This window comes from Corynebacterium sp. HMSC06G04 (assembly GCF_001807365.1).
GTDB classification, from domain to species: Bacteria; Actinomycetota; Actinomycetes; order Mycobacteriales; family Mycobacteriaceae; genus Corynebacterium; species Corynebacterium simulans.
Genome location: NZ_KV788590.1, coordinates 22,974 through 37,037, shown reverse-complemented (window position 1 = coordinate 37,037; position 14,064 = coordinate 22,974). Strand labels below are relative to the sequence as shown.

Annotated in this window: 11 protein-coding genes; 3 read left to right on the top strand and 8 right to left on the bottom strand. The window is 59.9% G+C overall.

The genetic code is table 11. The features are described 5' to 3' along the window. Positions 1-92: 92 nt before the first annotated feature. Complete coding sequence (locus HMPREF3158_RS01270; protein ID WP_062042512.1) at positions 93-1,742, bottom strand: AMP-binding protein; 1,650 nt, start codon at positions 1,740-1,742, stop codon at positions 93-95. Positions 1,743-1,974: 232 nt separating this feature from the next. On the opposite strand from HMPREF3158_RS01270, the gene HMPREF3158_RS01265 reads away from it, so the two are divergent. The 3 genes from HMPREF3158_RS01265 to HMPREF3158_RS01255 all read left to right on the top strand — a co-directional run bounded on the left by HMPREF3158_RS01265 (position 1,975) and on the right by HMPREF3158_RS01255 (position 4,653). Then, complete coding sequence (locus HMPREF3158_RS01265) at positions 1,975-2,787, top strand: GDSL-type esterase/lipase family protein (protein ID WP_062036107.1); 813 nt, start codon at positions 1,975-1,977, stop codon at positions 2,785-2,787. Between the two features lie 110 nt (positions 2,788-2,897). Then, positions 2,898-4,013 (top strand): S-(hydroxymethyl)mycothiol dehydrogenase, encoded by a 1,116-nt coding sequence (locus HMPREF3158_RS01260; protein WP_049146094.1) that lies wholly within the window; start codon positions 2,898-2,900, stop codon positions 4,011-4,013. A gap of 19 nt (positions 4,014-4,032) precedes the next feature. Further along, entirely contained in the window at positions 4,033-4,653 is a 621-nt protein-coding gene (locus HMPREF3158_RS01255; RefSeq protein WP_049146096.1) for an MBL fold metallo-hydrolase, read from the top strand. A 27-nt stretch (positions 4,654-4,680) separates the two neighbouring features. Here the strand turns inward: HMPREF3158_RS01255 and rfbA are convergent, their stop codons facing one another. The 7 genes from rfbA to HMPREF3158_RS01220 all read right to left on the bottom strand — a co-directional run bounded on the left by rfbA (position 4,681) and on the right by HMPREF3158_RS01220 (position 13,544). Further along, positions 4,681-5,547, bottom strand: a complete 867-nt coding sequence (rfbA, locus tag HMPREF3158_RS01250; RefSeq protein WP_070497002.1) for a glucose-1-phosphate thymidylyltransferase RfbA — start codon at positions 5,545-5,547, stop codon at positions 4,681-4,683. A gap of 10 nt (positions 5,548-5,557) precedes the next feature. Then, positions 5,558-6,901, bottom strand: coding sequence for a dTDP-4-dehydrorhamnose reductase (gene rfbD / locus HMPREF3158_RS01245; protein WP_062036104.1), 1,344 nt, complete (start codon positions 6,899-6,901; stop codon positions 5,558-5,560). Positions 6,902-6,954: 53 nt separating this feature from the next. Then, positions 6,955-7,953, bottom strand: a complete 999-nt coding sequence (gene rfbB, locus HMPREF3158_RS01240) for a dTDP-glucose 4,6-dehydratase (protein WP_210386617.1) — start codon at positions 7,951-7,953, stop codon at positions 6,955-6,957. A 100-nt stretch (positions 7,954-8,053) separates the two neighbouring features. Then, positions 8,054-9,409, bottom strand: a complete 1,356-nt coding sequence (locus HMPREF3158_RS01235) for an HNH endonuclease signature motif containing protein (RefSeq protein WP_246816161.1) — start codon at positions 9,407-9,409, stop codon at positions 8,054-8,056. A 183-nt stretch (positions 9,410-9,592) separates the two neighbouring features. After that, a complete protein-coding gene (locus HMPREF3158_RS01230) occupies positions 9,593-10,945 on the bottom strand; it encodes a M1 family metallopeptidase (protein WP_070496996.1) in 1,353 nt (450 codons plus the stop codon). 61 nt (positions 10,946-11,006) lie between these two features. Next, positions 11,007-12,092 carry an alpha/beta hydrolase gene (locus tag HMPREF3158_RS01225; RefSeq protein ID WP_070496993.1) on the bottom strand — a complete coding sequence of 362 codons (1,086 nt, stop codon included), beginning with the start codon at positions 12,090-12,092 and terminating at the stop codon, positions 11,007-11,009. Between the two features lie 39 nt (positions 12,093-12,131). Further along, positions 12,132-13,544 (bottom strand): alpha/beta hydrolase, encoded by a 1,413-nt coding sequence (locus HMPREF3158_RS01220; protein WP_070496991.1) that lies wholly within the window; start codon positions 13,542-13,544, stop codon positions 12,132-12,134. Positions 13,545-14,064 lie beyond the last annotated feature (520 nt).

Below are 14,064 nucleotides of genomic sequence, written 5' to 3'. Positions count from 1 at the left end.
AACGTTGTTCCCTGCGGTTAGGAGCGAAGGTTTTGGCAACTCGGGCAGTTTTGGCTCGGAGGGTTCTACGTCTTGAGAGGAATAGGCGTGGGTTAGTCGGTGCCGTGCAGCAGGCGCGGCACCACCTTGCCCGTGGCATTGCGCGGGAGTTTGTCCAGGAAGTGGACATCGCGCGGCACGGAGTGGTCCGCCAGGTTCTCGCGGACCCAGGCACGGATGGCGTCGGCAGTCACGGCGTTGCCTAGGGCGTCCCGCGTGGTCACCGCCCACACGGCGATGCGCTGGAAGGTGGTTTCATCCTCCACGCCACCGGCATGCACCTCCGCGATGCCCGGCATGGCCTCGAGTACCTCCGTCACCGACTGCGGGTGCACGTTCTCGCCGCCGACGATGATCATGTCATCGGCGCGGCCCACCACATGCAGGTAGCCCTCGGGGTCGATATAGCCCAAGTCCCCGATGGAAATGAGGCCATCGACCTTGTGGAGTGGGATCTTCGGATTGGTATAGCCAATGAGCGCGGTGGAATTGGTCAGGTAGATCTCGCCGACCTCGCCGCGCGGAACCTCATTGCCCTCCTCATCGAGGATGCGCAGCTTAGTGCCGGAGGCAATCTTGCCGCCGATGGTCGGGTCTTTAGCCACCTCTTCCATGCTGGCCGTCGACGCCAGCGCCAGCTCCGTGGAGCCATAGACGTTGCAGAGAATCGGGCCGAAGCGCTCGTGGGTTTCCTTCACGATCTCCGGGGTCAGCGCATGCCCGGCGGAGGCAATGAACTTCAGCGAAGAGGTGTCATACGCCGAATCCGGGTCAACCTCAACCATCTGGCGGAAGAAGACGGGGGAGGAAAGCAGACCATCGAGCTGGTAGCGCTGGATGTCATCGAGCGCGGCCGCCGGGTCGAAGACGCGACGGGTCACGATGGTATTGCGCAGTCCCAGCGCGATATTGAGGCAGGCCCAGCCCCACGTGTGGAAGATGGATGCGGTCATCTGCACCTTCTGGTTGGCACGCCAGGGGATGTTTTCCACGATGGATGCCAGCACGACCGGCAGCGTCGGCTCCGGGCGCATGATGCCCTTGGGGATGCCGGTGGTGCCAGAAGACATCAGCACGATGTGCCCGTGCTTCGGATACTTTGGCAAGCGGATGTCGCGCACTGCTTCGGCGTGCTTGACGATGCCGTCTAGCGTCGGCAGCCCGAAATGTTCCGCGCCCGAGTCATGCCCGATAATAACGGCGATCCTCTCGTGATAGGCGGGATCGAGGCGGTCGATGAATTCGTCGTCGATGATGAGCACGTTGATGTTGTTTTCCTCGATGCAGCCTGCGAGCTGCTCTGGGGAAGAACCGACGTTGAGCAGGAAGATATGCGCGCCCGCGTATCCCTTGGCGCCTAATGGGGTGATGATGCCGCGGCCGTTGCGGGCCATCACACCGAGGCGGATTTCTGACAGATCGAGGCTGCGTAGGTGCTTGGCCAGGGTCTGCGCGTTGTTGCGCAGTTGGCGGTAGGTGAGGGTGCCGTCGTCGTCGATTAGCGCGAGGCGCTCTGGGCAGGTGATATAGCCCTGCTCGAGCTCGCGGGCAGTGGTAAAGCGGTAGCGGCTTAAGATGGGCCCGGCCTTGAGTAGCGGGGTCATGCCATCACGGTGAGTGATGATGCCGGACTTAAAAAGCTGCGGGATAAAGCGGCTCAGGGCAGCGGCGTGGAAGGTTAAATCAGAGAAATTAAAAGGCATGTTGAGTAAAAGTCCTACGTCAATAAGGGAAAGCTAGCGCGACAGTTAGGCTACCGGCTTGTTAATCGTGTGGGCTGCACAGGCTGTTGCACGGCTCGGAAGATTGTTACTAATGTTACAGAAGTTGCCCCTGTGGACTATAGTATATTTTTGACCTAGAACATATATTGATTCTAAACGGACCGTCCAGGTTGGGCTAAGATGATGGGCAGCAAAATTTGAGAGGAAATCCATGAACCTGAAAAAGAAGGTAATGGCAGCTTTTGCTGCGACCTGCATCGCGGTAGGCCTGGGCACGGCACCTCAAGCGGTGGCAGCCGATGCAAATCTGGTGGCCTTTGGTGATTCCGTGTTGGCCGACCCAGACGCGGGTGCTTATCTCACCGCGCGTCTGAGCTCCCAGAGTGCTGGCGGCGTGAATTGTCCGCAGTCTAATAACTATGCCCGCCGCACTGGCGCGAAGCTGGGCCTGCCGGTCGCAGACTTTTCTTGCTCCGGCGCTGTTTCCTTCTCGCGCGGCCCGCAGATGTTCGCCCAGGTTGATCGCGCTATCCAGACTGGCGCGTTGAGCCCAAATACCCGCCGCGTTCTCTACGCCACGGGTTTTAATGACACGTATAACAACCCAGGCATGAGCGAGGGTGAGCTGCGCCGCCGCTTCGTGGATGCGAACGCTCCGCTCATCGGCCGCATCCGTGCTGCGGCGCCAAATGCGCGCATTCAGATCGTCGGGTATCCCACCATCGGCTCTGCTGGTAGCTATTGCCTGCTGCACGTGGGTCCGGCACCGCTCGATCACACCTTCTTGCCGAATGTGCGGGCTTGGGAGGATGCTTCCCAATGGATGCAGGTGGACTTGGCCGCGCGTACCGGGACCGAGTTCCTCGACCTGAAGCCGAGCACCCGCGATAAAGGCATGTGTGCCACCGCGGATCGCCGCATGTGGGCCGGCCTGGTTGACTTCACTGCTGGCGACGGCAACCTGCCGCTTCACGTAAATGCGCGCGGCCACGAGCATGCGGCAAACGTTATTGCTGGCTCTTAATTTCTAATTTTCGGCGTGCGCTGGGGTAACCCGCGCACGCTTTCGCATATCTGCTGAAATGAATTTTCATTAGTGCGGCCTTGCTGGAAATCCGTGTACGCTGGGGCCGCATGAGCAACAACACTGTTAAAGCCGTAATTGCCCGCTCCAAGGGAGCACCGGTCGAGACCGTCAACATCGTGATCCCTGAGCCAGGCGCAAACGACGTCATCGTCAAGGTGCAGGCCTGCGGAGTCTGCCACACGGACCTGGCCTATCGCGATGGCGATATCGAGGACGCCTTCCCATTTCTGCTTGGCCATGAGGCCGCGGGCGTCGTCGAGCGCGTAGGCTCCGCCGTTACCCACGTTGCCGAGGGCGACTTCGTCATCCTTAACTGGCGCGCAGTCTGTGGCGAGTGCCGCGCCTGCAAGAAGGGCGAGCCAAAGTACTGCTTTAATACCCACAACGCCTCCGCCAAGATGTACCTGGCTGAGGATGATAAGGACGCAGGCGCCGAACTGACCCCTGCCTTGGGCATCGGCTCCTTCGCGGAGAAGACCCTCGTGCACGAGGGGCAGTGCACCAAGGTGGATCCGGAAGAGGATCCGGCGGCGGCGGGACTTTTGGGCTGCGGCATCATGGCTGGCTTGGGTGCGGCCGTCAATACCGCGGAAATCCAGCTCGGCGAGTCCGTGTCCGTCTTTGGTTGCGGCGGCGTCGGCACCGCAGCCATCGCCGGTGCGAAGCTGGCGGGCGCGGCCAAGATCATCGCCGTCGACATCGACGAGGCAAAGCTTGAGACCGCGCGTGAATTCGGCGCCACCGATGTCGTCAACTCTAAGGACATGAGTGAGGATGAGGTCATCGAGGCCGTACGCCAGCTAACCGGCGGCTTCGGCACCGACGTTTCCATCGACGCCGTGGGCATCCAGCCGACTTGGCGCCAGGCCTTCTACTCCCGCGACCATGCCGGCCGCATGGTGATGGTGGGCGTGCCTAACCTCACCGACCACGTCGATATCCCAGCCATCGACCTCTACGGCCGCGGCGGTTCCATCAAGCCGGCATGGTACGGCGACTGTTTGCCAGAGCGCGACTTCCCTGCATATGTGGCATTGCACCGCAACGGCCAGTTCCCGCTGGATAAGTTCGTATCCGAGCGCATCTCCTTGGACGAGGTCGAAGATTCCTTCGCCACCATGAAGTCCGGCAAGGTGCTGCGCTCCGTCGTTGAATTCGCATAGATCAGGAGAAATAGAACTAATGCAGATCGACAAGGCTGTAACCAAAGGCAAGTTCCGCCTAGACGGCGGCGAGTGGGACGTGGACAATAACGTCTACGTCGTAGGCGATGCTTCGGGTGTGTACGTCGTGGACCCCTCCCACGACTTGGATGCGGTGGCCGAGCTCGTGGGCGATCGTCCGGTCAAGGGCATCCTGCTCACCCACGCGCACAACGATCACTGTGACTTGGCGCCGGCGGCCGCCGAGCGCTTTGGCGCCGAAGTCTACCTCCACCCAGATGACCAGATGCTGTGGGAAGAATCCAACGGCGGCGCCGCGTTCCACCCGCTGGAGGATAACCAGCAGTTCCAGGTCAGCGGCGAAGACATCACCGTCTTCCATACGCCGGGCCACTCGCCGGGCTGCGTGGTGCTTCACCTGCCGAGCGAGGGCGTGCTGCTTTCCGGCGATACGCTTTTCAACGGCGGCCCTGGTGCCACCGGCCGCAAGTACTCCGACTTTGACGTCATCATCGAATCCCTGCGTAACGTGGTCTTCAACCTGCCCGCCGAGACCCGCGTGCTGCCGGGCCACGGCGATGAGACCACCGTGGGCGCAGAGGCCGCGCGCATCGACGAATACGTCGCCCGCGGCTACTAAACCCGGCTGACTATTAAAACCGCCTGATTAATCCTCGCGCGCCGAGGCCAGCAGGTAGGAGCCGTAGCCGGACTTCATGAGCGGCTCTGCCAGCGCGGCCAAGGCCGGACGGGAGATGAAACCTTCCCGGTAGGCCGCCACCTCCGGCGAGCCGATGACGGTGCCGGTGCGCTTTTGCATCACCTCGACGTAGGCGGAGGCCTCGCTCATCGAGTCCACCGTTCCGGTATCGAGCCACACGTCGCCGCGCTGCATGCGCTGCACCCGTAGCTTGCCGCGGCGCAGGTACTCCTCGTTGACGGCGGTGATTTCCAGCTCGCCGCGGGCGCTCGGGCGGATGCCCTTGGCAATGTCGATTACTGAGTTATCGTAGAAATACAAACCAACCACGGCATGATTGGACTTGGGTTGGCCTGGTTTTTCTTCGATGGACAGCGCGTTGCCTGCCGCGTCGAATTCCACCACGCCATAGCGCTGCGGATCGGAGACCTCGTAGGCGAAGATGATTCCGCCTTCGGGGTCGCGGCACTGGCCCAAGGCGGTGGCAAAGCCGTGGCCTTCGAAGATGTTATCGCCCAGTACCAAGGCCACGGAGTCATCGCCGATGAAATCCTCCGCAATGAGGAAGGCCTGCGCTAGGCCCTCTGGACGTGGCTGCACTGCGTAGGAAAGCATGAGGCCTAGTTGGGAGCCGTCGCCAAGCAGGCGCTCAAAAGACGCCGAATCATCGGGGGTTGTGATGATGAGGATCTCCCGAATCCCCGCCTGAATCAGGGTGCTGAGCGGGTAATAGACCATGGGTTTGTCATAGATCGGCATGAGCTGCTTCGAGATGCCCTTGGTGATGGGGTAGAGGCGTGTGCCTGAACCGCCCGCGAGGATGATGCCTTTCATGATTGAAAGCCTAATCCAAAGGATAAAGCGCAAGGTAGAGCGCTAGCGCGGCGCGCCAATTCATCGGGCTAAAGCCGGTGGCCTCAATCTTGGAAAGATCCAGCGTAGATTCGCTGGGCCGGCGGGCAGGCTCGACGCCGTACTCCGCGGTGCTGACCGAGTGGACCTCGGCGGGGTCGTGCCCCATGCCGATGAACGTGGCCATGGCGAGTTCATCGCGGCCCACGGTATCGCCCCCGGAGGAGAGGTTGTAGATGCCATAAGGCGCCTGGGTTTCCAGCAGGTGCGCGATGCCCTTGGCCAGGTCCTCTGCAAAGGTGGGCCGGCCGCGCTGGTCATTGATGACCTTCGGCTCGATGCCCTTATTTGCCAGCTGAGCCATGGTTTTGATGAAGTTGTTGCCCTCGCCAAAGACCCACGAGGTGCGCACCACATAGTGCTTAGGTGCCACGCTTGCCGACGCCTCACCCGCCGCCTTCGACGCCCCATACAGGCTCAGCGGGCTAGGGCTTTCTTCCTCGGTGTGCACTTCGGTTTCGCCGTCGAAGATATAGTCGCTGGAGACGTGCACAAACGTCAAGTTGTTATCGGCGGCGATGCGCGCCAGCTTGGCAGGTGCCAGCGCGTTGACTTCCCAGGCGCGGGCGCGGTCGCTTTCTGCGCCGTTGACGTCGTTGTAGGCGGCGCAGTTGATGATGGCGCTGTAGCGGCGCCAAGGACGCTGCGGCGGATTGGTGATGTCGAATTCCTCGCGCGTGCAGAACTCCGCGTTCGGTAGTACCTTGCGTAGCGCGCGGCCCAGCTGGCCGTTGGCGCCGGTGACCAGCACCTTGCGCGGCGCCATGGGCGTGACGTCCGCTAGCTGCGGGTGCGCGCGGTCTTTGTCGGAGATTTCGGTGGGATCGAGCGGCCATTCCACCATGTCGAGATTGACGAAGGTGTACTCCGCCTCAGGTGACCAATGATCGTTGACCAAGTAGGAATACGCGGTTTCCTCAAGCGCCTGGAAGCCGTTGGCCACGCCCCACGGGACGAAGACGGCGGTATCGGGGCCTACTTCATGGGTGACCAGCTCACCATAGGTTTCGGAGCCTTCGCGCAGATCGCACCACGCGCCGAAGACCTTGCCGTGGGCCACGCTTACCAGTTTGTCCCAGGGCTCGGCATGCAGACCGCGGGTCACGCCCGCCGCGGCGTTGAAAGAGACGTTGTTTTGCACCGGCTGGAAATCGGGCAGCCCGGCGTCAACCATCTTTGCGCGCTGCCAGTTCTCCTTGAACCAGCCGCGATTGTCTCCGTGGACGTCAAGCTCGATGAACAGTAGGCCCTCGATGGCCGTCTTGGTTACCTGCACGTGTGCTCGTTTCTTCTTGTCTAGGTTTCGTTTAATGGGCTTGCGCTGCCGGCCTAGTGGCCGCGCTGGGCGTAATGCTTCTCGACGTCGCCTTTATCCGGGCGCCACCACTTCTCATTGTCGCGGTACCACTGGATGGTCTGCGTCAGCCCTTCGCGGAAGTCAGTGTAGTGCGGCTGCCAGCCCAGCTCGCGGCGGAGCTTGGAAGCGTCCATGGCGTAGCGCTGATCGTGGCCGGGGCGGTCAGCCACGTGCTCGTAGAGCGCGCCGCCTGCAGCGTTGGTAGCCCCCATGATCTCGCAGATGAGCTCGATGACCTCCTTGTTATTGATGTCTTTCTGGTCAGCGCCGATGTTGTAGGTCTCGCCGATTTCGCCGTGATCGAGGATGGTGAGGACCGCGCTGTTGTGATCGTCGACGTGAATCCAGTCACGGACCTGCTCACCCGTTCCATATAGCTTGGCCGGCTGGCCGTCTAACAGGTTGGTGATTTGGCGCGGGATGAACTTTTCTACGTGCTGGAAAGGGCCGTAGTTGTTGGAGCAATTCGAGATGGTTGCCCGTAACCCAAAGCTGCGCGTCCAGGCGCGCACCAAGTGATCGGAGCTGGCTTTCGACGCGGAGTACGGCGAGGAAGGCGCATAAGGGGTGGTTTCGGTGAATTTGGTAGCGGCACCGATTTCGAGGTCACCGAAGACCTCGTCGGTAGAGACGTGGTGGAAACGCACATCGTGCTTGCGGCAGGCTTCCAACAAGGTGAAAGTACCTACGACGTTGGTCTGGATGAACGGGGAGGGATCCTGCAGCGAATTATCGTTGTGGGACTCGGCTGCGAAGTGCACCACGATGTCGCTTTGCGCCACCAGTTCATCCACCAGCGCGGCATCGGCAATATCGCCGACAACCAAGCGGCACTCTACGCGTTCGAGGTTCGCTCGGTTACCCGCGTAGGTGAGTTTGTCCAGCACCGTGATGGAGACTTCTGGGCGCGTGGCAGCGACCAAGCGGACGAAGTTGGCGCCGATGAATCCGGCGCCGCCAGTAACTAGCATTCTGCGCATGGATAACAATTTTAGGCTACCTACCTTCACTATTTTCACCTCGCGATAAAACGCAAGCGCAATCCGCCCGCAGGGCACAAGTATCCTGCGGTTAGGCGCTGAGTTTGTGGGCCGGGGCTTTATGTGCAGCTGGGCTGTCGTTGAAATGGATCCTTTCCGACCCTGCCGGACGATAACCAACTCTTCGAGTTATTGGGTCTCGCTCTGCATGCCCCATGTTGCGGAAACCGTCACGTCGGTCATTGTTATCCGCATGATGTCTTCTGCAGAGGAGCGTTAAGTTCTTGAGATCCGTTGCTCCACCTGCTGCCCACGCATGGAGGTGGTGGACATCGCATTCGACCCAAGGGCGGTCACAGCCGGGATGGGTGCATACCAACTCAGAGGCCGCTAAGGCTATCTTTTGATAAAGGCTTGCGCTGCGCTTGCAGCGGCCCAATTCCAGCGGGAATTTCTTATCATCAACCACACCGATGAAATCGTGTGATGCCGCTCCAATACGTAGTAGGTCCAGCGGGGAGAGCTCCACGCCAGCGTTGGTGGCGAACCGGGTGGAAGAATCCATCTCTTCCAACTCGTTCAGCGTGGTGGTGATAAGCAAGGAACCCACACCACCAGTGCCGTGCTGATGAGATTCGAGATAGCTGTGGACAATGGCAGAAAGCTGGTCTGCCATTCTTTGGGAGTATGTGCGGGAATCTTCCTCTGCCGGAAGATTTGGCCCTCCCTGATGGCGAGCTGGGGCAAATGCGGCTTTTAGCATTGCTGCCGTGGCGGCATCGACGTATCCACTGATGAAGACGCCACCATCAGCATCTGGCTGGGAGATGCGCAAGCGACGCTTTTTAATGACTGCGTCTGCATCGGAGACTGATTTGTTTGCTGCACGAATGGCCTCGCGCAGCCAGGCTCGGAGCGCTGTATGTGACATCTCCCGAGACTTCTCCAAAGCGTGCTGGCTAAGCTCTTGCCGGCCAGGGAGCGCGCCCTCCGTGAGGTGCTCAAGTTCCTGTTCGATGAGTGCGATAGTGCGCGCGTGTGCGGCTTCTTCTTCAAGCATTTGCCGGCGGCGCTTTTCTGCGGCTTCCCGCTCCCGACGGGCGCGTTCACGGGTGGCGTCCTCACGCTTTTGTTCTGCCGTTTCGCTGTCACTGCCCGTCGCGCTTGGATGGGCAGAAGCTGGCGCATCTGCGGCCGCTTCCTCCGAAAGCGGGGCAAAGAGCGATTGCCCGGTCTTTATGCGCGCCTGTGCCTCCGGATAGGTCAGGCCCAAACGTGCGGTGAGATAGTCTTCCGGCTTGCTGGAGCCGACTGTACGGCCAGCGTCATCTCGGGCAGCAAGGAAGGCAAAGGCGGCATCGATGGTGGTCTTCTTTCCCATTGCGTTCTCGAGGTGCTCGAAAGCAGGATGCAAACGGCCGAAGTAGAGGTCTGCGGGTTCTTTCATAAGTTCCCGCAGTTCTGTTAGCGATGTGGCAATTTCGTTGACTGTGGAGATAATCGCTTCGTGTTTGTCTTGCATGGCGCCCCACCCCCCTCGGCGTTTCGATTACATGTTCTATTTTATCCACATGCAACGACCTGTCAAGGGTAAACTGGAAAATAAGTTCGAAAGTTTGGGGGGTGGTGCTTAAGCCGGGAAGTGCGGCAATTGTTCTTGTTCCAGCCACTGCTCCAGCAGGCCATCGAGCGCGGCCGTATCTTCCGCGCGCTCGCGCAGCTTCGCAAGCAGGTTTTCCGGCGTAACCACGCCGTGGCGGCCTTCTGCCAGGTAGGAGCGCACGGCGTCGAAAAAGGCGGCGTCGCCAAGCAGTACGCGTACCGCATGTACCGTGAGCGCGCCGCGTTTGTATACGCGATCATCGAACATGTCTTGAGTGCCCGGATCTGCCAGCAGCACATCCTGCGCCTTGCGAGCGAGCACGTTGTAGTGCGAACGCGCAGACTCATGCACCGTCCGGCCATGCGCGTGCTCCATCCACAACCACTCGCAGTAGCAGGCAAAACCCTCGTTGAGCCAAATATCCTTCCACTCGCTAAGGCCTACCGCATTGCCAAACCACTGGTGGGAAAGCTCGTGAGCGATGAGACGCTCGAAGGTAGGCGAGACATGGTTGGAGCCGAAAATCGAAAGGCCCTGGGCTTCCAGTGGGATTTCCAGCTCGTCCTCGGTGATGACAACCTGATATTCGTCAAACGGATAGGCGCCGAAGCAGGAAGAGAAGAAGTCCAACATCTCCTGCTGCTGGGCAAAGACCTCTTGGACAGGCGTCTTGAGCGCTGACGGAACCCAGGCGCGCACCGAGTCGCCAAGCCTGACCTCGCTAAACTCGCCTACCTGAACCGTAACGAGGTAGGTAGCCGTGGGGTGTTCGGTGCGGTAATGCCAGCGCGTCATCGAACCGCTGGCGGATTTGCGGGAAACCAGCTTTCCATTCGAAATCACGCGGAACGGATTATCTGCGGTGATCTTGATGTCAAAGGTGGTCTTCTCGCTCGGGGTATCGTCGCATGGGAACCAGCTCGGGGCACCGTTGGGCTGGCTAGCTACTAGAGAGCCGGATTCGGTTTCCTCCCAGCCGAGTTCGCCCCACGGGGTGCGGATGGGGCGTGGGGAGCCGCCGTAGCGGATGTGTAGCTCGAACTCGGTTCCAGCTGCGATGGTATCCGCGAAAATCAGGCGCAGCTTGCCCACGGACTGGCGGAATTTCGCCACCCGCGGTGCGCCCTTGGCGGTGATGCGGCGGGCTACCATGGCGCCGCCGAGATCGAGCGTGAGCTTGTCGACGCCGTCTAGCACCCGGATATGCAGCACCGCTTCACCTTGCAAAAGGTTGGGCTCAACGCGGTAGGTAAGGTCCAGGTCATAATGGGTGACCTCATAGCCTAAGTTGAACGCGACACCTGTGTAGCTATCGCGCTGTTCAGATAATTGACCGGCGGTGGATGCGATATGCGAAAGGGCGGTGGAAAGCAGCTTCATAATGCTGCGATCCTACCGCCCTTTAAGGATGAAACCCTATTCGCGTTGAGGCCTTATAGGCCTATACGCCGAGAGCCGATGCAAATACGGGCCAGGACTTCTCGATGTCCTCGCGCCAGCCCGGCCAAGAGTGGGTGCCGGTATTGCGGAAGTTGAAGGTAGCCGGGATGCCCTGCTGGTCCAGCTTGGCCTTCAGGTTGTGGGTGCAGCTGTTAACCGCAGCCTCGATGATGCCGCCCTCGACCTGGAGCTGTGCGGATCCGGCGAATGCGGCGGCCGGGTTCATGCCCTGTGCGGTGTAGTAAGAAGGCATATCGGTCTTGCCAGCCAGGCCGGAGGCAGACGAGACGTACAGAGTGGTGCCCTTCAGTTTGTGGGAATTCAGAAGGGCGTCATTGTGGCGGTTGTAGTCGCTGCCCATTGGGCCCCACATCTGCTCTGGCTGGCCGCCGCCACGGTTGACGGTCAGGCGCAGGAACTCATAAGGGATCTGGGAGGAGGTTGCGGCACAGCCCGCGAAGGAGCCGACTGCGTCGTAGAAGCCTGGATTGTGCTCTGCGAACAGCAGGGAAGAAGTAGCGGACATCGACATACCAGCCACTGCACGCTTGTCGGAAGCGCTGAGGCGCTGCTCGATTGGTCCTGGCAGCTCCTTGGTCAGGAAGGTCTCCCACTTCTGCGGGCCCTGCAGGTACTTACCGTTTGGCTCCTGCTCCCAGTCAGTGAAGTAGGAGAAAGCACCAGCCTGCGCAACGACAACATTGACGTTCTTCTCGTGGTAGAAGTCAACCGCGTTGGACAAGCTCAGCCAGTCAGAATCCTGCTCTGCGGAACCTGCACCGTTGAGCAGGTAGATGGTTGGGCGGTTAGCGTCATTAGCCTTGATGACAGCCAGCGGGATATCGCGATCCATGGAAGGCGAATGGGCCAGCAGCTTCTCGACGCGGCCGTCATCCTTGTACTTCTTGTACCACTTGGTGCCTGCCACATCGGCAGGAACGGCGCTCGGGTCGATCTCAGTGATGGTGGACAGCGCGGTGTCACCTGCAATGGTTGCTGGTGCAACGGTAGCGGCACCAGCAGATGGTACAACGAGTGCGCCAGCAGCGATTGCGGCTGCGGCGATAATAGAGCTAATACGCTTCATTAACTTCTTTCCCAACGTGTCGAGAGTTTTAAGGAGAGCTTACTGTGCTGGCGCTGCTGGGTCTACCGGCAGGGAGTCAGCGGGGGCAGGCTGCTCAACATTAGGGATATCGGCGTCGCCAAGCTTTTCGTTAGCAACTACTTCATCAGCATTGTTTGCCTCGGCGCCGCGATTCTCCGGTTCTGGGGTGGTGAAGGCCTTGTCGAAGACCTTCCAGGAAGCGTTGATGTCTTCCAACCAGCCCGGCCAGGAGTGGGTGCCGGTGTTGCGGAAGTTGAACGTAGCCGGGACGTCTTCGTGGTTGAGCTTTGCCTGCAAGTCATGGGTGCAAGCGCTCATTGCGGCTTCGATGGCACCACCTTCAAACACGAGGGTGGAAGAAGACTTGGTCGAGCCCAAATCGGTTGCGCCCGCGAGGCCGGAGCCGGCGGACACGTAGATGTCGGTGCCATCCAGGTTGTTTTTGGTCGCGTTGATGAGACCGTCGTTATAACGGTTGTACTCGCCACCCATTTCTCCCCACATCTGCTCTGGGGTAGCGCCGCCGCGGCCCAGGGTTAGCTGGAGGTAGAAGTGTGGCAGCGGCCTCGAGGTAGCGGCGCAGCCGGCGTAGGAGCCGACTGCGTCGAAGAAGCGTGGGTTGTGCTCAGCCAGCAGCAGCGAAGAGGTGGCGGACATGGACATGCCAGCGATGCCGCGCTGCCCGTTGCCGTTGATGTGATCCTCCAGCGGGCCAGGCAGCTCCTTGGTTAGGAAGGTCTCCCACTTCTGTGGGCCCTTAAGCCCGTACTTGCCGTCCGGTTCCTCCAGCCAATTGGTGTAGTAGCTGAATGCGCCGGCCTGCGGGATGACGACATTGACATTGCGGTCTCCGTAGAAGTCATCGATGTCTTGGGTGCCCGGCTTTTCCGGATCTAGGTCGCGGCCAGCGGTGCTGACGATCCAATCCATGCCTTGGTCAGCGCCGCCTGCGCCGTTGAGCAGGTATAGCGTCGGGCGCTGCGAATCGAACTTGCCGTCAGGGGTGATGACGGCGAGCGGGATTTCGCGGCCATTCATGGCAGGGGAAGAGGCCTGCATGGTGACGATTTTGGCGCGGTAGTCCGGGTACTTGTAAACGTAGCCGTACCACTTCAACTCGTCTGGCAACTTCGCCAGATCCAGGTCGAAGGTCAGCTCCTTGTACTTCGCGGCATCGAGGGTGCCGTCCGCTGCGGCTGCACGGTAGGTTTCGATGCTTTCTCGGTATTCGTCTTCGGAGACCAAAAGGCCCTGAATGGAGGGATCCGCGTTAAGGACTTTCCAGGCGGAATCCTCGGTGATGGTGGAAGGGGTGGCGGCGCCTGCCACGGTGGCAGCAGGCACTTCAGATGCGGTGGCCGGAATGATCGTACACCCCAAAATCAGCGCTGCAGAGGCGGCGACTTTGACCAATGAGTGGAGAGTCTTCATTTAGGTTTGCTTCCTTAGAGGGAGTCGGTAATGCGTGAGAGGGTCCTCGCATTTTCTTTGACTATATTTCCTTGTGTCCTCGCCAAAGGCAAGAGGTAGGAGAGAGGGAGTTACAGTCAAACTATCAAGTAACAAAAGTGAATGCTGGTGAACATGTGGCTTTTGTGTCATAATTTCGGCTGGAATTAGCGCACTGCGTAACGTATGTGCCTAAGATGCCGTTATAAAGAGTGCAATTTGCTCGCAGGAAACCATCCCCACCAGCAGGTTTCTTTCCCCCTCCCTGCATTTGTGCAGCAACAACAGAAAGTAAGACTTCATGAACGCTTTTGATTCCTTCATTGTCGCCATCAACAACGTCCTCGGCGCTTGGGTACACGCTGGCTCTTCCATGTCCTCCGAGGCTGCGCTGGGCATGGGTCTGTTCTAAGACACTGCTTCGGCTGAACCAATCTCCCTTCCTACCTTGCTTTTAAGGCAGGAAAGGGAGATTTTTTAATTCCTGCGAGGCCTGCGTTTT